This is a genomic window from Actinomadura rudentiformis (assembly GCF_008923185.1).
In the GTDB taxonomy this organism is placed as follows: Bacteria; Actinomycetota; Actinomycetes; order Streptosporangiales; family Streptosporangiaceae; genus Spirillospora; species Spirillospora rudentiformis.
This window is the reverse complement of sequence record NZ_WBMT01000013.1, coordinates 58084-76050: the sequence shown is the minus strand read 5'-3', so window position 1 is coordinate 76050 and position 17967 is coordinate 58084. Positions and strand designations below refer to the sequence as shown.

The 17967-nt window shown below is 71.3% G+C and carries 17 protein-coding genes and 1 pseudogene; 7 read left to right on the top strand and 11 right to left on the bottom strand.

What is annotated here, in order from left to right:
• The first annotated feature begins 38 nt into the window (after positions 1 to 38).
• Positions 39 to 1220 (top strand): cytochrome P450, encoded by a 1182-nt coding sequence (locus tag F8566_RS26485; protein ID WP_151564441.1) that lies wholly within the window; start codon positions 39 to 41, stop codon positions 1218 to 1220.
• Here F8566_RS26485 and F8566_RS26480 read toward each other — a convergent pair.
• The 5 genes from F8566_RS26480 to F8566_RS26460 all read right to left on the bottom strand — a co-directional run bounded on the left by F8566_RS26480 (position 1175) and on the right by F8566_RS26460 (position 7569).
• Positions 1175 to 2509 carry an adenylosuccinate synthetase gene (locus F8566_RS26480; RefSeq protein WP_151564440.1) on the bottom strand — a complete coding sequence of 445 codons (1335 nt, stop codon included), beginning with the start codon at positions 2507 to 2509 and terminating at the stop codon, positions 1175 to 1177. The genes F8566_RS26485 and F8566_RS26480 overlap by 46 nt on opposite strands.
• A 6-nt stretch (positions 2510 to 2515) precedes the next feature.
• On the bottom strand, positions 2516 to 3484 hold the full coding sequence (locus F8566_RS26475; RefSeq protein ID WP_151564439.1) for a hypothetical protein: 969 nt from the start codon (positions 3482 to 3484) through the stop codon (positions 2516 to 2518).
• A gap of 16 nt (positions 3485 to 3500) precedes the next feature.
• Positions 3501 to 4622 carry a molecular chaperone DnaJ gene (locus F8566_RS26470; protein ID WP_151564438.1) on the bottom strand — a complete coding sequence of 374 codons (1122 nt, stop codon included), beginning with the start codon at positions 4620 to 4622 and terminating at the stop codon, positions 3501 to 3503.
• The gene (locus F8566_RS26465; RefSeq protein WP_151564437.1) at positions 4619 to 5437 is read right to left on the bottom strand and encodes an NUDIX hydrolase; all 819 of its coding nucleotides are present in this window, start codon (positions 5435 to 5437) and stop codon (positions 4619 to 4621) included. Before F8566_RS26465 ends, F8566_RS26470 begins: the two co-directional genes overlap by 4 nt.
• Positions 5438 to 5589: 152 nt before the next feature.
• Positions 5590 to 7569: an amino acid permease gene (locus tag F8566_RS26460; RefSeq protein ID WP_225993552.1), complete on the bottom strand. Its 1980-nt coding sequence runs from the start codon at positions 7567 to 7569 to the stop codon at positions 5590 to 5592.
• Positions 7570 to 7788: 219 nt separating this feature from the next.
• Here F8566_RS26460 and ggt point away from each other — a divergent pair, with 219 nt between their 5' ends.
• The 4 genes from ggt to F8566_RS26440 all read left to right on the top strand — a co-directional run bounded on the left by ggt (position 7789) and on the right by F8566_RS26440 (position 11433).
• Complete coding sequence (ggt, locus tag F8566_RS26455; RefSeq protein ID WP_225993551.1) at positions 7789 to 9645, top strand: gamma-glutamyltransferase; 1857 nt, start codon at positions 7789 to 7791, stop codon at positions 9643 to 9645.
• 47 nt (positions 9646 to 9692) lie between these two features.
• Positions 9693 to 10055, top strand: a complete 363-nt coding sequence (gene cutA / locus F8566_RS26450; protein ID WP_151564435.1) for a divalent-cation tolerance protein CutA — start codon at positions 9693 to 9695, stop codon at positions 10053 to 10055.
• Positions 10055 to 10468, top strand: coding sequence for a DUF3052 domain-containing protein (locus tag F8566_RS26445; protein ID WP_151564434.1), 414 nt, complete (start codon positions 10055 to 10057; stop codon positions 10466 to 10468). Before cutA ends, F8566_RS26445 begins: the two co-directional genes overlap by 1 nt.
• A gap of 113 nt (positions 10469 to 10581) precedes the next feature.
• Entirely contained in the window at positions 10582 to 11433 is an 852-nt protein-coding gene (locus F8566_RS26440; RefSeq protein ID WP_225993550.1) for an oxygenase MpaB family protein, read from the top strand.
• Positions 11434 to 11440: 7 nt separating this feature from the next.
• Here the strand turns inward: F8566_RS26440 and F8566_RS26435 are convergent, their stop codons facing one another.
• The 4 genes from F8566_RS26435 to F8566_RS26420 all read right to left on the bottom strand — a co-directional run bounded on the left by F8566_RS26435 (position 11441) and on the right by F8566_RS26420 (position 14953).
• Positions 11441 to 11737, bottom strand: coding sequence for a metal-sensitive transcriptional regulator (locus F8566_RS26435; RefSeq protein ID WP_151564433.1), 297 nt, complete (start codon positions 11735 to 11737; stop codon positions 11441 to 11443).
• A 91-nt stretch (positions 11738 to 11828) separates the two neighbouring features.
• Positions 11829 to 12422 carry a histidine phosphatase family protein gene (locus tag F8566_RS26430; RefSeq protein WP_151564432.1) on the bottom strand — a complete coding sequence of 198 codons (594 nt, stop codon included), beginning with the start codon at positions 12420 to 12422 and terminating at the stop codon, positions 11829 to 11831.
• A gap of 19 nt (positions 12423 to 12441) precedes the next feature.
• The gene (gene ald / locus F8566_RS26425) at positions 12442 to 13557 is read right to left on the bottom strand and encodes an alanine dehydrogenase (RefSeq protein ID WP_151564431.1); all 1116 of its coding nucleotides are present in this window, start codon (positions 13555 to 13557) and stop codon (positions 12442 to 12444) included.
• A gap of 211 nt (positions 13558 to 13768) precedes the next feature.
• Positions 13769 to 14953, bottom strand: a complete 1185-nt coding sequence (locus F8566_RS26420; RefSeq protein ID WP_225993581.1) for a glycerate kinase — start codon at positions 14951 to 14953, stop codon at positions 13769 to 13771.
• A 182-nt stretch (positions 14954 to 15135) separates the two neighbouring features.
• Here F8566_RS26420 and F8566_RS26415 point away from each other — a divergent pair, with 182 nt between their 5' ends.
• Positions 15136 to 15684, top strand: a complete 549-nt coding sequence (locus tag F8566_RS26415; RefSeq protein ID WP_151564430.1) for a MauE/DoxX family redox-associated membrane protein — start codon at positions 15136 to 15138, stop codon at positions 15682 to 15684.
• 7 nt (positions 15685 to 15691) lie between these two features.
• On the opposite strand, the gene F8566_RS26410 is transcribed toward F8566_RS26415, so the two are convergent.
• Together F8566_RS26410 and uraH are read right to left on the bottom strand one after the other, a co-directional pair.
• The gene (locus F8566_RS26410; protein ID WP_151564741.1) at positions 15692 to 17143 is read right to left on the bottom strand and encodes an NCS2 family permease; all 1452 of its coding nucleotides are present in this window, start codon (positions 17141 to 17143) and stop codon (positions 15692 to 15694) included.
• A 103-nt stretch (positions 17144 to 17246) separates the two neighbouring features.
• Positions 17247 to 17576: a hydroxyisourate hydrolase gene (uraH, locus tag F8566_RS26405; RefSeq protein WP_151564429.1), complete on the bottom strand. Its 330-nt coding sequence runs from the start codon at positions 17574 to 17576 to the stop codon at positions 17247 to 17249.
• 66 nt (positions 17577 to 17642) lie between these two features.
• Between uraH and F8566_RS26400 the strand changes: the two are divergent.
• A pseudogene (locus F8566_RS26400) lies at positions 17643 to 17966 on the top strand (PucR family transcriptional regulator); the annotation flags it as partial.
• Between the last annotated feature and the right edge of the window lies 1 nt (position 17967).

Below are 17967 nucleotides of genomic sequence, written 5' to 3'. Positions count from 1 at the left end.
TGAGACGCCGCACATCCTGAGACATCGGAGGCACGCGGGTGACCGAGCAGGAAACGACCCATCCCCGACTCGACTACAACCCGCTGGCGGGAGCCCGCCCGGTCGGCACCACCGCCGCGCTGCTGGACGGCCTTCGCGACGACCACCCCGGCTTCCACTCGACGTTCGGCCGCGGCTTCTGGGTGTTCACGCGGCACGAGGACATCCTGGCGACCCTCCAGGACCCGGAGGGCTTCTCCAACCGTTCGGTGAACGCCCTCGACCCCGAACCGCGCTACCGCTGGATCCCCGAGATGCTCGACCCGCCCGAGCACACACCCTGGCGGCGACTGCTCCGGCCGCACTTCACACCGGCCACGGCCAAGGCGAGGGAGGGCCGCATCCGCGAGCACTGCGCCGGCCTCATCGAGGACATCGCCGGGCGGGGCTCCTGTGACTTCGTCTCCGACTTCGCCCTCCGGTTCCCGTCGGTGATCTTCCTGGAGCTGATGGGGCTGCCGGTCGAACGGCTCGACACGTTCCTGGAGTGGGAGCACGCCATCCTGCACGGCCCGCCCGCCGCCAACCCCGCACGGGTCGCGGCGATGGGCAAGGTGACCGAGATGTTCGCCGGGCTGATCGAGGAGCGGCGGGCCGAGCCCCGCGACGACCTGGTGAGCGCGGCGGTCACGTGGCGGATCGACGGCGAACCGATCTCCGACGAGGATCTGCTGGCGTTCTGCCTGCTGATGTTCATGGCCGGGCTCGACACGTTGACGTCGCAGCTGTCGTACACGTTCTGGCATCTGGCGACGCACCCCGGCGACCGCGCACGGCTGCGCGCCGACCCCGGGCTCATGCCCTCGGCGATCGAGGAGCTGCTCCGCGCGTACTCGATCGTTCTGCCGGGCCGGAAGGCGACGCGCGACGTCACCGCCGCGGGGTGCCCGGTCAAGGCGGGCGAGATGGTGATGCTCCCGCTCTCCATGGCCAACCGGGACCCGGCGGTCTTCCCCGAGCCGGAACGGGTCGTGCTCGACCGCGCGCCCAACCGGCACCTGGCCTTCGGCGCCGGGCCGCACCGCTGCCTCGGCGCCCACCTCGCCCGCCTGGAGATCCGGGTCGCGCTGGAGGAGTGGCATCGCCGGATCCCCGACTACCGGATCCCTGACGACGCCGAGGCGATCGAGCACGCCTACATGCTCCTCGGGCTGGACACGCTCCCTCTGACCTGGTCGTAGGACGTGTCGCCGTAGGACGTGTCGTCGTAGGACTTGGCGCTGTAGGACTTGTCGGTGGCGGCCGGCCCGTACGAGCGCAACGTGACGGGCGTCCCCGAGATCTCCTCCACTCTGGCCACCGCGTCGCCGAGAGGCTCGTAGATCGGCCGCGCCGCGAGCAGCCGCCGCGTCAGCGCCGCCTGCCGTTCCAGATCGCCCGCCGGGCCGGCCGGAAGCCGCTCCAGGCGCCGCCCGCCGATCTCGTACGCGCGGCACAGCAGCAGGTCGGCGCGCTTGCGGGGCATGTCGAGGTGGGTGAGCGCCAGCTCGTCGACGCCGCCCACCACGTCGAGGGCATAGCGCAGCGTCACCGCGTCGAGGTGGCCGACGCGGAAGGCACCCTGCCAGCGACCCGGCCCGTTGTGCCGGTCCGGCAGATCGGTGGTGAGCGCCGGATCCTCGGTGACGAACGGTCCAGGGCCGTGCCGCGTCGCGTACGTCCGGAGCACTCCCAGGCGCGTGCCGGTGGCATCCGCCTCGGCCAGCAACGTCTCCGCGTTCGCGAAGGTGGTCGTCGACCAGGTGGTGTACGGGTGGAAGCCGTGCCACTCGTCCAGCAGCACGCCCTGCGCGCCCTCGAAGACCACGTTGCCCGTGCGCAGCAGTCCCTGGAGATGCTCGCCGCCGACGATCCGGACCCGTTCACCGAACGCGAGGAAGACCTCAAGGCACTCCTCGACAGAAGGCGCCGGCCCGCCCGCATCCTGCGGAAACGTGTCCAGATACCAGTCGCGGAGCACGGCGAGCCGGTGCCGCAGGCGGGCGGGGGAGAGGCAGTCGCCCGCCCGCGGCGCGTCGTCATGGGCCAGCGCGTACGAGGCCGTCTCGCCGATGCCCATGCCGCATGAGCCGTGCCGGGCCGGACCCCGGGCCGCCTCGCGCGCTTGATTGGCGGCCCGGTGGTACGGCGTGGTCAGCAGCGCGGCACGGTCGACCGTGAGCCGCGCCAGGGCGTCATGGATCCCCAGCGTCCGCAGATGATCGCTCTCGGCGGCGAGGGCCAGCGGGTCGACGAGCATGAACCGCGACAGGTGCGTCGCCACTCCCGGCGTGAACGTCCCCGAGCCGAACTGGGCGAACGTGTGGTGCCGCCCGTCCGGGGCGACGACGTTGTGCGCCGCCTGAGCACCTCCGTTGAACCGCACCACCGCGTCCACCGGTTCGGGCCCCCGCGAGCAGAACCAGTCCACGACGGTGCCCTTGCCCGCGTCGCCGAAGCCCAGGTCGACCACGATCACATGCCGGCTCATGGAGACCTACAGCCGGGTCGTGGCCGACGGCGCGCCGCGCAGATCGGCCGGGACGGCGGATGACGCGACCGGGGCGCGGTTCGCGTCCAGCCGGGCCAGCGCCCGCGAGACCGAGGCGCCGGCGTCGGAACCGAACTCGTCGAGGTGCTCCAGACCCTCGTCGAGGTCGATGGCGTCCTCGGCGAGCCCGATCGTGAGCGCGATGGTCTCGCAGACGGCGTCCAGGTCGTCCAGGTAGAGCACGTGCTGGCCCAGCAGGCCCTGCCAGAAGTCCTTCAGCTTCCGGCTCTGCGAGTGGTAGGCGCCCTCGGGGATGATGAAGTAGACCTCGTACATGCGCTGCAGCTCGCGCAGCATCTCCTCGACCGGGATGTCCCCGCCGGGCTCGCCGCCGATCACCTTGGCGATCTCGCGCCGCTTGACCTTCGGATAGGCCAGCTCGTCGCCGATCATGAAGAGGTAGCCGCGCTTGCCGCGCTTCTCGAAGCAGTCGATCGAGGTGTGCCGGGCCATGAAGTACATGCCGAGCTCGTACGACTCGGTCATCTGACCGCCGCCGCCCCCCTCAAGGTAGATCTTGCCGAGGTCGTCGTCCATGCGGTTGTCGGCCTCGAACTGCCCGATCTGCAGCGGGGCGCGATCGCAGGTCGCGTCGCCGACCGCGCCGAACAGAATGTGCGGGTGCTCGACATATCCCTTGCGCAGGAGCAGGCCGAGGAGGTCGGGCAGCTTGGACTGCAGCGTGCGCGGCACGGTGCCCATCGAGCCGGTGACGTCGAACAGCACCGCGATGGCCAGCGATTCGGGATGGTCGTCGGAGTCCCGGCTCTCCCGCACGGTCACGCCGCGCGGGTCGAGATCGGGATGGACGGTGGTGGCGCCGCTGTCGCTGTAGGCGAAGGCGCTCGCACCGGTGGCCGAGCGGTAGCTCGCCGCGGCGGCGTAGACGTCGGTGGACCAGTGTCCGCTTCCCATGGTGTCCTCCTTCAGATCACCGGGTGGTGGATGTGGGGTCGGGCGTAGGTGTGGGTCGGGTGGATATGGGGTCCGGCATGTGGAACGGGCGGAACCGGCGCGGCCCGTAGAGGCGTTCCAGGAGCTCGTCGAGCTCGCCCAGCAGCTTCCAGGCGTCGTCTGGGCGCCGCTTCTGCGAGGTGAGCAGACAACCCTTGGCGAACAGACGCATCGCCTTGGGCGCGGTGCCCGTTCGGTCTGCCCCGCCCATGAGCTCGGTCATGCACCGGGTGGCCATGAAGATGTCGGTGGCGGCGCTCGCCCGCTGGCGCGCCGGGACTTCCGGCGGGTACCAGGACGTGTAGCGGTCGACCATGGCGGGCACGCGGCCGGTGGCGTCGGCGTACGAGTAGCAACCGGGCACCGAGTAGCACCAGTCGACGAGCACCAGGCCGTGCTTCTCCGGATGGATGAGCACATGGTCGGGCAACACGGCACCGTGCAGGACACCCGCGCCATGCGCGAACCCGAGCGCCACCAGCAGGCGCCGCCACATCCAGGCCGCGTCGCGCGGATCCACCCCGCCGGGGTAGGCGGCGCGCACGTCGGCGAGGCTGTGGAAACCGTCGAGCGCGGCCATCGCGTTGGCCTGCCGCTGCTCGCCGGTCGCCGCGTCGCGGTGCCGGAACGTCTCGATGAGCCGCGGCACGTAGGCCCGGAACCGCTCGTCGCCGTCCTCGGGGAGCTGGCGCAGTGCCACCGCCTCGCGTTCGACCAGGTCGCTGTCGCGCGGGTCGCGCGGCAGCTTGACGATCGCGGGACGCGCGCCGTCATACGAGGCCGAGTAGAGGTTGGCGAGGTCGCCCTCGGCCTTCACGCCGCCGAGCCGGTAGGAGTGGTGGCGGGTCGTCAGGGTGGCGGCGTCGTCCCGGCTGTAGATCCGCCACAATGCGTTGAGCCGGGTGAACGCGTCGAGGGTGCGCCCACCGGTGGCGTCCGGGTGGACCAGGCGGGCCAGCCGCCGGTAGCTCCGGGCCGCATCGGCGGCGTCGGTGCCGAACAGGTCGGCCGGAGTGCGCACCCGGTCCAGCCGGGCCAGCGCCTCGTCGAGTTCGACGGGCCGTTGCGAAGACGGCGTCCTCTGATTTCTGTCAGTCATCTGATCTCTTCCTCTCGGCTGGGCCGGAGCAGAGCGGGGTGCAGGAGGCGGGCGTCGCCCGCGCGGTAGAGCTTGGGCCGGGGACCGCCGCGCCGGCCGCCCTTGTCCGAGGTGCTCCCGGTGCTCTCCACGAAGCCGGGGACGGACAGGACCTTCCGGTGGAAGTTGCCGGCGTGCAGCTCCTCGCCCCAGACCGACTCGTAGACCGCGCGCAGCTCGGGGATCGTGAATTCGCCCGCGCAGAAGGCCGTGGCCAGCGGCGTGTATTCGAGCTTGGCGCGGGCGCGTTCGAGCCCGTCGCTCAGGATCCGCGCATGGTCGAAGGCGAGCCTGCGGGTGGTCCCGGGGCGCTGGTCGGCGGCCTCGGTGAGGCCGAGCGCGTCGACCGGCACCCAGGCGGCGTCGACGGCGTCGCTGCCCGCCTCCGGGTCGGGGAGCTCGGGTGCGAACGCCAGATACGCGACCGAGATGACGCGCATGCGCGGGTCCCGGCCGGGAGTGCCGTACGTGCCCAGCTGCTCCAGGTGGACGCGGCCGAGCACGCCGCCCTTGGCACTGACCCCGGTCTCCTCGGCCAGTTCCCGGACCGCCGCGTCGGGCAGGTCCTCGGCGTCGCGCACGCCTCTGACGAAACCGCCGGGGAGCGCCCACATCCCGGCGTACGGGGCGTTGCCCCGCCGGACCAGCAGCACGTGCAGGCCACCGTCGCGAATGGTCAGGGCGACGACGTCCACGGTCACCGCGACCGGGTCGTAGTCCCGGGGGTCGTAGTTCGCAAGGAACTCCCGCTCGTCGCGCCGCGGCTCCGGGTCCATGTGTTGATCTCCTTGTGAGTAGATCTCAAGGTGAGTCAATCTCTTTCTGAGAAGAACATAACCCGGCCGGCGCCGTCCGTCCACCCCCTAGTCCCGTACAAACAGAACAGAGGCCGCCTCCCGGTCAAGGGAGACGGCCTCTGGTCCGGGCCTCAGCGGCGATGCCGCCCGCCCGCCGGCGGTGGGTCTGGATTCTCCTCGCCTGGCTCGTCCGCGTACGGGTCATAGGGGTCGTACGGGCTGGGACGGCGTGGGGTGCTCTGGTACGGATCCGACGAGTACTGCCCGGACGGGAACCGGCCGGTCAGGGATTGGCCGGTGGGGGGTTGGCCGGTCGGGTATTGCGCCGGGGGCTGCTGGCCGGACTGGCGCGGCGGGTGACGGTAGGGATCGCTCGGGTACGAGTCGCCCTGGTAGTAGGGGTCACCTTGATACGGGTCGTTCGGGTACGGGTCGCTCGGGTACGGGTCGCCCGGACGCGTGCTGAAGTGGTACGGGTCGGCGGCGAACGCGCCCGTCGTCTGCGAGCGGGCGACCGGCGTTCCTCCCGGCGTGGCCGCCGCAGGGGGCGAGCCGGGCGGGGGAGCGGCGAGCGGTACGGCGGCGGGCATCAGCGGCGGGCCCGCGGCCGCCGTCTCCAGTAGTTCGCGCAGCTGGCTCTTGCGGCGCCCGTACACGACGTACACGGTCATCCCCATCGCCATCCAGATCGCGAAGTAGCTCCAGGTCTGGACCTGCAGGTTGAGGAGCAGCCAGCCGATCGCCAGGATCGTGACGAGCACGGTCAGCGAGGCGGCCGGGACCTTGAACGGGCGGTGCAGGTCGGGCCGGTCGCGGCGGAGCGCCAGCACCGCGGCCGCCACGAACATGAACGCGAACAGCGTCCCGATGACGACCATCTGCTCCAGCGTCAGCACGTCCAGGGTCTGCGACATCACGATCGCCGCGACTCCGGCCACCAGGGTCGCGCGGGACGGCACCTTGAACCGGCTCATCTGGGCGACGCCGCGCGGGAGCAGGCCGTCGCGTCCCATGGAGAAGAGCACCCGGGTCAGGCTGATGACCAGCACCAGGATGACGGTGGTCAGCCCGAGCACCACGCCGACGTCGATGATCTTGCCCATGGAGTCGGCGCCCACCTTGCCGAACGCCACCGCCAGCAGCGGTTTGTCCGGATCCAGGTTCTTGTAGGAGACCATGCCGATCATGGCGATGGCCACGCCGATGTAGAGCACGATCGTGACGGCCAATGAGGCGATCATGCCGCGCGGCACCTTGCGCGGCGCGTCCTCCGTCTCCTCCGACGCGGTGGCGATCAGGTCGAAGCCGATGTAGCCGAACGCGATGGCGGGCGTCGCGGCCAGGATCCCCCAGATGCCGAAGACCTGCGGGCTGCCGCCGGTGATGCCGTTCCAGATCGCGTCCAGGACGGTCTGGCTGCTGGTGTCCGGCGCGGGCTGGGCCGGGGGCACGAACGGGGTGAGGTTGGCCGGCTCGAAGAACTTCAGCCCGGTCGCGATCACGAGGCCGAGCACGATCAGCTTGGCCAGCACCATGAACCAGAGTGTGCGCAGCCCCAGCCGGCTTCCGGTGGCCAGCATCACCACGACGAGGAGCAGGATCAGCAGCGCGAAGAGGTCGAACCCCTTCTCCTGGCCGATGATCCCGGCGAGCGGCTCGGGGATCGGGACTTCGAAGTCGGCGAGCGCCTGCGTCGCGTAGAGCGACCAGGCGCGCGCCAGCACGGAGGTGGCGAGCAGGAGCTCCAGGATGAGCGACCAGCCCACCACCCAGGCCCACACCTCGCCGAACGCGACGTAGCTGAAGGAGTACGCGCTCCCCGCGACCGGGATGATCGAGGAGAGTTCGGCGTACGAGAGCGCCGCCAGCAGGCAGACCACCCCCGCCACGACGAACGAGATGATCACTGCCGGGCCCGCGTTGTTCACCGCCTGCTGGCCCGCCACCTTGAAGATCCCTGCGCCGATCATGACGCCGAGGCCGAGCACGATGAGGTCTCGGGTCCGGTAGACGACGCGCAGCCGGTGCCGACCCCCGTACAACTGTCCGGTCGCCTGCTCCACCGGCAACCGTCGGAACATGTCGTTACGCATGCGGATGTCCCAGGTCATAGGTGTCCCTTGGCCTGAACCCGCGCCGCTGTTCGCGAGACAGAGCTTGCTGAAGTTCCTAAGAATTCACCAGGTAGAGGTAAAACCGCAACGTCTTCCCACGATTCGGACATGCTTCCCTTGGTGGGAGCGATCCCGTAAGGCCGGGGTCGGCCGGGGCGCTGGCGGCCGGCAGAGATCGATGGGACGGTGGGGGCGATGCGCATTCCAGGAGGTTCCGTGTCCCCCAGCACGAAACACCGCCGTACCGCTTTGACCGCCGTTCTACCGGCCCTCGCGCTCTCCCTCGTCGCACCGCTCCCGGCGGCTTCTGCCGCTCCGGCTGCCCCGGCCGCGACGGCCGCGACGCCGCCGCCGCGGCAGCCGGTGGCCACGGGCTACGGGGGCGCGGTCTCCACGGTCGACCCGGACGCGAGCCGCACCGCCATCGAGGTCCTCAAACGGGGCGGCAACGCGATGGACGCGGCGGTCGCGGCGAGCGCGACGCTGGGCGTGACCGAGCCCTACGTGGCGGCCATCGGCGGTGGCGGCTACATGGTCTACTACGACGCCAGGACCCGGAAGGTGCACGCCCTCGACGGCCGGGAGACCGCGCCGAACGCGATGACCGAGACCTCCTTCGTGGACCCTGCCACCGGCAAGGCGATCCCGATGGACCAGGCCGTCACCAGCGGGCTGAGCGTCGGCGTGCCCGGCACCGTCGCGCAGTGGGAGCTCGGCCTGCGCCGGTTCGGCAGCCGGGACCTGCGCACCCTGCTCAAACCCGCGATCAAGGTCGCCGAACGCGGTTTCGTCGTGGACCAGGAGTTCCGCGACCAGACCGCCACCAACGAGGCGCGGTTCCGCGACATCGTGCCCAGCCGGTCCCTGTTCCTGCCCGGTGGCAGGCTGCCGGAGGTCGGCTCGACGTTCCGCAATCCTGACCTGGCGCGCACCTACCGCGAGCTCGGCGAGCGCGGGCCGCGCTGGTTGTACGAGGGCGGACTCGGCCGTGAGGTCGTCCGGACGGTCAAGCGCCCGCCGGTGGACCCCGCGTCCACCCGCAACGTCCGCCCCGGCCTGATGGAATCGCGTGACCTGCGCGCCTACAAGGCACTGTCCAAGAAGCCAACCCGCGTCACGTACCGCGGCCTGGATGTGTACGGGATGCCGCCGTCCTCGTCCGGCGGGTCCACCGTCGGTGAGGCGCTCAACATCCTGAGCAACTTCCGGCTGGGCCCCAAGGACCCGGTCCGGACCCTGCACTACTACCTGGAGGCCAGCAAGCTCGCCTACGCCGACCGTGGCCGGTACGTCGGCGACCCGGAAAAGGTCGACGTGCCGCTGGACGAGCTGCTCTCGACCGGATTCGCCAGGGAGCGCGCCTGCCTGATCAAGCCCGGCCAGGCGGCCCAGGCCCCGGTGGCGCCCGGCTCGCCCGACGGCCGCTACACCCCGTGCATCCCGCCGGGCCAGTCGACGCGCGCGCTGGCGTATGAGGGGCCGCAGACCACCCACCTCGTCGTCTCCGACAAGTGGGGCAACGTCGTGGCGTACAACATCACCATCGAGCAGTTCGGCGGAAGCGGGCTGACGGTGCCGGGCCGCGGCTTCCTGCTCAACAACGAGCTCACCGACTTCAGCCTGCAGCCGCCCGCACCCGGCGCGGCGCCCGACCCCAACCTGCCGGGACCGGGCAAGCGCCCGCGCAGCAGCATGGCGCCGACGGTCGTGCTGAGGGACGGCCGCCCGATGCTCGCGGTGGGCACGCCCGGCGGCTCGACGATCATCACGACCGTGCTGCAGATCCTGCTCAACCGCATCGACCTCGGCATGGACCTGCCCACGGCCCTGGCCGCGCCGCGCGCCACCCAGCGCAACACCCCGGCGGTCTTCGCCGAGCAGGCGTTCGTCACGCGGTACGGCGCGGCTCTCGCCGCCCGCGGCCACAAGCTGGAACCCTTCCAGGGGCCGCCCGTCGGCGTCATCGGTGCCGCCACCGGCCTGGAATTCCTGCGTCCCGGCCTGGTGCAGGCCGTCGCGGAACCGGTCCGCCGCGGCGGCGGCGCCGCGCTCGTCGTGCGTCCCGCCAGGTAAGCGGCCCGCGCCGCGACTACGATCGGTGGTGGGGGAAGGAGCTTGCCATGGCGCAGGCGTACGTTCAGGTGACCACGACCACCGACTCGCGGGCGGAGGCGGCTGAGCTGGCCAAGTCGGCGGTCGCCGACCGGCTCGCGGCGTGCGCGCAGCTCGTCGGGCCCATCGCCAGCACCTACTGGTGGGAGGGGGAGATCGAGCACGCCGAGGAGTGGATGGTCGTCTTCAAGACCACCGCCGACCGGTTCGACGAGCTGGCGAGCCTGATCACAGACGGGCACTCCTACGACACCCCGGAGATCATCGCTACTCCCGTGGTGGCGGGCAGCATGGACTACCTCGCCTGGGTGTCCGAGCAGACCGAGCCGGCCGAGGCGGACGAGGCCGTCGACGACGCCGCGGTGGACTGATGGCCGCGCAGGCGGGCTATTCGGGCACCCCGCTGCCCCGGAAGCTGGGCATCAGGCCCGAGCACCGGGTGCTGATGGTCGGCGCCCCCGACGGCTTCGAACTGGACCCGCTCCCGCCCGGTGCTGTCCTGCACCGGCGCCCGTCCGGCCGCGACCCGTACGACGTGATCCTGGCGTTCTGCCCTGATCTCGCCACGCTGGAGCGGCGGTACGAGGCGTTGCGGTCGCGGCTCGACACGGCGGGCGGGCTCTGGATCGCCTGGCCGAAGAAGTCGAGCGGGGTCGCCACCGACCTGTCCGACGACGTCGTCCGGGAGTACGGGCTCGCCACCGGGATGGTCGACAACAAGGTCTGCGCGGTGGACCAGACCTGGTCGGGTCAGCGTTTCGTCACCCGCCTCGCCGACCGCTGACCGGTCCCGGACCAGGTGACAACGGTGTGACGCAGGTCATAACTGGGCAATAAGTCTTTAATTACTTCGGGGCGGTGTGGTTCCCTTCGGCATGCGGAGAAAGGCGGAACCAGGTGCGTGACGAGGACTACGGGCTGTTCGGGCCCGGCTCGGTGACCTGGCGGGTCATGGGCGAGCCGGTGCTCATGGTCGGCGGCGTCCGGGCCCTGTTGCTGCAGGCGCTCCACCCACGGTCGATGTGGGGGACCGCGCAGAACTCCGAGCTCATGGACCCCCAGGCCGCCTGGGCGCGGCTCGGCCGGACCGTCGAGTTCGTGCGCGTGCGCACCTACGGGACGCACGAGGAGGTCGACCGCGTCGGCCGCCGGATCCGCAAGCTGCACTCCAAGCTGACCGGGCTCGACATGCGCACCGGCGAGACCTTCCGCATCGACGACGCGGAGAACCTCCTCTGGGTGCACATGGGCGAGGTCGACTCCTACCTGGACGTCGCGCGCCGCGCCGGCGTGCCGCTGTCGGACGCCGACGCCGACCGGTTCGTGGACGAGCAGCGGCGCGCCGCCGAGGTGGTCGGCCTCGATCCCGCCGGCGTCCCCGCCACGGTCGCCGAGATGAGGGACTACTACGAGGGGATGCGCCCGCACCTCTGGGCGTGCAAGGAGGCCCGGGTGGGCCTGCGCCGCATGTTCAACCCGAACGTGCCCCGGCAGATGTTGCCGCTCAAGTTGGCTGCTCCGGGGATCGGGATGCTGGTCGTCGCCACGCTGCCGCGCTGGGCACGCAGGATGTACGGGCTCCCAGGGCTCCCCACCTCGGACATCGCCGCGACGCTGACCCTCAAGGGCCTCTACCGGACCACGCACGTTCTGCCGCAACGGATCCGGTACTCGCCGGACGCCAAGCGCGCACGTGAGCTGACCCGAGAGCACCAGGAGGCCGTCAGCACCTGGTCGATCGCCTCCTGACGCGCGGTCAACCGCGGCGCATGAGGCGGCCCACCGCGGCCATCAGCTCGGTGGACATCAGGTCGCTCTTGCCCTCCTCGGCGCCTTCGGCCACGCAGTGCCGCACGTGCCCGTCCAGGAGCCCGAGCGCGACCTTGTCGAGCGCCGCCTGGATGGCGCTGATCTGGGTCAGGACGTCGATGCAGTACCGATCGTCCTCGACCATCCGCTCGATGCCGCGGACCTGGCCCTCGATTCGGCGCAGCCGGGTCTGGAGCTGGTCCTTGGTGGCGGTGTAGCCGCGGGTCGGAGTCTCGGTCGCCATCGTCGTCGCCTTTCGTCGGGGGGCCGTCCGTCGGGGGCCTGCCCACGAACACTCGCTGGAGGGCTTACCCCCCAGGGGGTATTCTACCCGCTCAGGCCGGCGGTGGGACGTTCCACGAGGTGATCACCGGGCGGCCGTGCTCGGTGCCGAGCGTGGAGACCGAGCCGGTGTCCAGCGCGAACAGCCGTCCCTTGGCGGGCTCCAGCTCCAGCCAGCGCGCGGTGAGGACGCGCAGCACGTGCCCGTGCGCGACCAGGGCCACGTCGCCGTCGCCCAGCAGCGGCCGGACGCGCGCCAGCACCGCGTCGGCGCGCTTGCCGACCTGCTCGACGGACTCACCCGGATGGTCGGCGTCACCGGGGATCACCCCGTCGTCCCAGAGATACCAGCCCGGCCGTTCCTCGCGGATCGCGGCGCTGGTGACGCCCTCGTAACCGCCGTAGTCCCACTCCCAGAGATCGGAGTCGACGTCGGTCACCGTCAGCCCGGCCAGCCCGGCCGTGCGGACGGCGCGTTCAGCCGGGCTGGCGACGACGCTGACGAGATGCCGCGCCGCCACCAGCGGTGCCACCGCGCGGGCCTGATCCTCGCCGCGCGCGGTGAGCGGGAGGTCGGTCCGGCCGGTGTGGCGCCGGTCCCGGCTCCACTCGGTCTCGCCGTGCCGCAGGATGATCAGTTGCCCCATGGGGGCCACTGTACGGCCGTCAGGCGAGGACTTCGGAGACCGGGGTGAACGGGAGGCCGTGCGCCTCGGCGACGTGGTCGTAGGTCAGGCGGCCGTTGTGGGTGTTGAGGCCGAGCGCCAGCGCGTCGTCGTCGCGGAGGGCGCCCTGCCAGCCCTTGTCGGCGATCGCCACGGCGTACGGGAGCGTGACGTTGGTCAGCGCGTACGTCGAGGTGTTGGGCACCGAGCCCGGCATGTTGGCCACGCAGTAGAAGACCGACTCGTGCACCTTGTAGGTGGGGTCGGCGTGCGTGGTGGGCCGGGAGTCCTCGAAGCAGCCGCCCTGGTCGATCGCGATGTCGACGAGCACCGAGCCGGGCTTCATGTGCGAGACCAGGGTGTTGGAGATGAGCGTCGGGGCCTTCGCGCCCGGGATCAGCACGGCGCCGATCACCAGGTCGGCGGCGCGGGCCTCCTGCTCGACGGTGTAGGCGTTCGACACCAGGGTCTTGAGGCGGCCCTGGTAGATGGCGTCGATGTGGCGGAGCCGGTCGACGTTGACGTCCAGGATCGTGACGTCCGCGCCCATCCCGACGGCGATCTGGGCGGCGTTGAGGCCGGAGACGCCGCCGCCGATGACGACGACCTTGGCCGGGGCGACGCCCGGCACGCCGCCCGGCAGCACGCCGCGGCCCCCGTTGAAGCGCATCAGGTTGTAGGCGCCCACCTGAGGGGCGAGCCGCCCGGCCACCTCGGACATGGGGGCCAGGAGGGGAAGTGAGCGGTTGGGGAGCTGGACCGTCTCGTAGGCGATGGCGGTCACCCCGGACTCGAGCAGCGCGTCGGTGCACGCGCGCGAGGCGGCGAGGTGGAGGTAGGTGAAGAGGGTCTGGCCGCGGCGCATCCGGTGGAACTCGTCGGCGATGGGCTCCTTGACCTTGAGGACCAGCTCGCCCTCGGCCCACACCTCGTCCGGCCCGTCCAGGATCTTGGCCCCCGCCGCGGCGAAGTCCTCGTCCGGGATCTGGGAGCCCAGGCCCGCACCACGCTCGACGAACACGTCATGCCCGTGACGGGTGAGCTCGTGCACCCCCGCCGGGGTGATGGCCACCCGGTATTCGTGGTTCTTGATTTCGCGCGGAACGCCGACCTTCACGATGTCCTCCGACGTTGCCCTTGATCATCGTTGACCAGGGATGTGACCAGGATGCACGCCTGCATGTACGCCTACCCTGCATGTACGCCTACAGCGTGCGGTGCGGCGGCCTCCTCCTGCCATCTTCAACGTGTATAGGCATTCCCCGCATTCCTAACATGATGTAAAGCGCAGCAGATCAGTCCCAGGCCGGCCCCGGATCGGTCGCGCATCAGTCGTGCGGGCCGCGCGGCGGCAGCCATTCGTCGGCGATCGCGACGGTGAGCTGTTCGAGCAGCGGGCCCGCCTGGCGCCTGCACCGGTCGCCGTCCGGTTCGATGTCGGTGAGCACGTAGGCTGCCTGGATACGGGCGCGGCGCAGCTGCTCGCCGGTCAGTCCGCGCCGCCCGGCCACGGCCACCACCGGCACGTCGGCGCGCGCCCCGGCCCTGGCCACCCCGACCGACGGCCTGCCGCGCAGCGTCTGGACGTCGAGCGTCCCCTCACCGGTGACGATCAGCCGTGCTCCCCGTGCCTTCTCGGCGAATCCGAGCAGGTCGAGCAGCAGGGCGATGCCCGGTTCGAACCGGGCGCCGAGGAACGCCAGGGCCGCGAACCCGACGCCGCCCGCCGCGCCCGCGCCGGGCCGGTCACGGGTGGGCCTGCGGGACGCCGCCTCGGCCAGGTCGGCCCAGCGGCGCAGGCCCGCGTCGAGAATCCGCACCTCTTCCCTGCTCGCACCTTTGCGGGGGCCGTGCTGCCCGAACGACGAGGCGGCCGCGCCGTTGCGGCCGAGGAGCGGGTCGACGGCGTCGCCCGCGAGAATGATCGAGACACCGGACAGGTCGGGCAGCGCGCGCAGATCCAGGGCGTGCAGCGAACGCAGCGCGGCCCCGCCCGGCGGCAGGTCCCTGCCCGTGGCGTCCAGGAGCCGGCCGCCGAGACCCTGGACGAGGCCCGCGCCGCCGTCGGTGCAGGCGCCGCCGCCGAGGCCCAGTACGATCCGCCGCGCCCCCAGGCGCAGCGCGTGCGCCACCATCTGCCCGGTGCCCAGGCTGGTCGCGGTGAGCGGCTGGGGCTTGCCGTTGGGAAGCCGCCGCAACCCCGAGGCCTGGGCCAGCTCCACCACCGCGGTACGGCCGTTGATCGCCAGCGAGGCGGTGACGGGACGGCCGGTGGGCCCGCACACCTCGAGCTCGACCCGCCGGTAGCCCGCCACGACGGCGGCCTCGGCGGTGCCGTCCCCGCCGTCGGCGACCGGCAGCTCGACCACGGGCACCGCGGGCCGGGCGCGGCGCAGCCCGATGGCGAGGTGGCGGGCCACCTCGGGCGCGGTGAGCGTCCCGGCGAACCTGTCCGGCGCGAGCAGCACGTGACCGCGCGGGGGCGGATCGGGGGGATTGTCCGCGGACACCAGCTGCCAGCCTTTCACGCAGGGGGTAAGGCCCTACCTTCTGCTTACGCCATGACGGCACTATTTGACACCCAGAACTTCGTCAGCGGCGTTCAAATCGGAGTACGCAGTTTCAAATCGGAGGACACAAGGACCCCGATCCCCACCTCTTGACTCCCGTCCCGGCCCCGGATCATGATCATCCGGTGGAATACGTCGCGTTCGGGGCCCGGGGCCTGATCTGCCTGATCTTCGTCGTCTCGGCCTTCGGCAAGGTGCGCGACCGGGCGGCGTTCACCGAGTTCACCCGGACGACCCGCATCCTGCTCGGCGCGGCCCTGCGCCGCCGCGAGGTGAGCCGCCCGGCCGCGACGTGGACCGGGCGCGTGGTCGTGGCCGCCGAGATCGCGGCCGCGCTGCTGGTCCTGTTCCCGGTCACGGCCGCGGCCGGGCTGGGTGTCGCGGCGGTGCTGCTCGGCGCGTTCAGCGTGGCCATGGTGGCCGCGCTGCGCGGCGGGGTGAGCACCTCCTGCCGGTGCTTCGGCGCGAGCACGGCGCCCATCGGCCGGCGGCACGTCGTGCGCAACGTGCTGCTGATCTGCGCCGCGGTGGCGGGTCTGGTCGCCGCGTCCGCCGCGGGCTCGCCGCCGCTCGCCGGAATGGTGATAACGGCCGTCGCGGTGGCCGTGGTCGCGCTGCTGATGATCCGCTTGGACGATCTCTACGAGCTCTTCGCGGCCCCGGAGGCTCGCTGAGACACGGCTATTTCACGCCGAGCCAGTCCTCGATGGGGCTGATGGCGAAGAAAAGCAGGAAGAGCACGACGACCGGCCAGAGCCAGACGGAGACCTGGCGCCACCGGCCCCGGGCCGCCTGGATGAGGGCGTGGCTCACCACGCCCATGCCGATGCCGATCGTGATCGAGAACGTGAACGGCATGAAGATGATCGTGAGGAACGCCGGGATGGCGATGCCGAGGTCGTTCCAGTCGAGCTTGGCGACCTGAGTCATCATCAGCGCGCCGACCAGCACCAGCGCGGGCGCGGCCGCCTGGGCCGGGACGACCGCGGCCAGCGGGGTGAGGAAGAGCGCGACGGTGAACAGCGCGCCGGTGGCGATGTTGGCCAGCCCGGTGCGGGCACCCTCGCCCACGCCGGCCGCCGACTCCACGAAGACGGTGTTGGCCGACGAGCTCGTGATGCCGCCCAGCGAGGCTGAGACGCCGTCCACGGTGAGGACGCGGCCGAGGCGGGGCACCTGGCCGCGTTCGTCGATCAGCCCGGCCTCGTCGCTGATTCCCAGGATCGTGCCCATCGCGTCGAAGAACCCCGAGAGCACGAGGGTGAAGAGCACCACCAGCGCCGTGGCGAACCCGGCGCGGGCGAACCCGCCGAACAGGTCCACCTGGCCGAGGAGGCCGAAATCGGGGGTGGCGACCAGCGTGCCGGGCATGTCCGGGGTGACGACGCCCCAGCCGCCCTTGGGGATCGCCGCGTTCTCCTGGATGACCACGGCCAGCACGGTGGCGGCGACGATGCCGACGAGGATCGCGCCCGGCACCTTCCGCACGTACAGCACGATCATGAGGGTCAGGGAGAAGGCGAACACCACGGCCGGCCACGTCCGCAGGTGGCCGCCGGTGCCGAGGCTCAGCGGCGGGCTCTGGGCGCTGGAGGTCACGAATCCCGCGTCCACCAGGCCCACCAGCGCGATGAAGCAGCCGATGCCCACCGCGATCGCGTGCTTGAGCGCCAGCGGGATCGCGTTCATGATCCGTTCGCGGACGCCGGAGACGGCCAGCAGCACGATGACGACGCCCTCGATCACCACCAGGCCCATCGCCTGGGGCCAGGTCATCACCGGCGCCGCCTGGAAGGCGACGACGGCGTTGATGCCCAGGCCCGCGGCCACCGCGAGGGGCGTGTTGCCGACCAGGCCCATGAGGACGGTGGCGACGGCGGCCGACAGCGCGGTCATGGTCGTGAGCTGCGGGATCGACAGGGTCGCGCCCGTGACGTCCTTCGCCCCGCCGAGGATGATCGGGTTGAGCAGGATGATGTAGGCCATCGCGAAGAACGTGGTGACCCCGCCGCGGAGCTCGCGGGTGACGGTGGTCCCGCGCCCGGTCAGGTCGAAGAACCTGTCCAGCGGGCCGCGCGGGCCGTCCGCGGGCGGAGGGCCGCCGGCCTCCCCGGCGGTCGTGGCGTGCGACATCGTCCCGTGCTCCGAGTCCGGCTTGATCAGAAGAAACGAGCACACCCTAACTGCCCGTGCCCTGATCCGGTCGAACCGGTATTCGTGTAACGGTCGGTTCAGATCAGCTGCCGCGGTACGTGGAGTAGCCGTACGGGCTGACCAGCAAGGGCACGTGCTGGCGCGTTCCGCTGTCGGGCACCGCGAAGATGACGCACACCTCGGGATAGAAGGTCGCGACGCCGAGCTCCATGAAGTACGGGCCGGTGCCGAATCTCAGGCGATAGGTCCCTGTTTCCGGCGGGTGCCGGAGGGCGGTCCAGCGGCCGTCGTCATCGGTGACGCCGTCCGCGAGGGACTGCCAGGTGTCCCCGTCGTGCCGGTCGAGCCGGACCGGCACCCCGGCGGCCGGGCGCCCGCGGTGGGTGTCGAGGACGTGCGTTGACAGACTCATGCGTCCCAGTACAGCAGGGCCCCCTCCTGTACTGGGACGGGACGCCCTGTATAGCCTGCCGAGGTGCGAATGCGAGAGTTGGTCGGGGAGGTCGACTCGTACGCGCTGCTCCTGGCGTCCGTGCCGGAGCGGGTGCGGTGGTCGTTCCGTGACCGCCTGCTGGGGCCGCTGGAGGAGTACGACTCCGACAAGCGAGCCGATCTCGTGCACACACTGGAGATGTTCCTGGCCTGCTCGGGCTCCTGGAGCCGCACCGCGACGCGGCTGCATGTCCATGTGAACACGCTTCGGTACCGGATCCGCCGAATCGAGGAACTAACCGGGCGGGATCTCGGCACACTGGAAGATCGAGTCGATTTCTTCCTCGCCCTGCGTGCGACGCAGCGGTGAG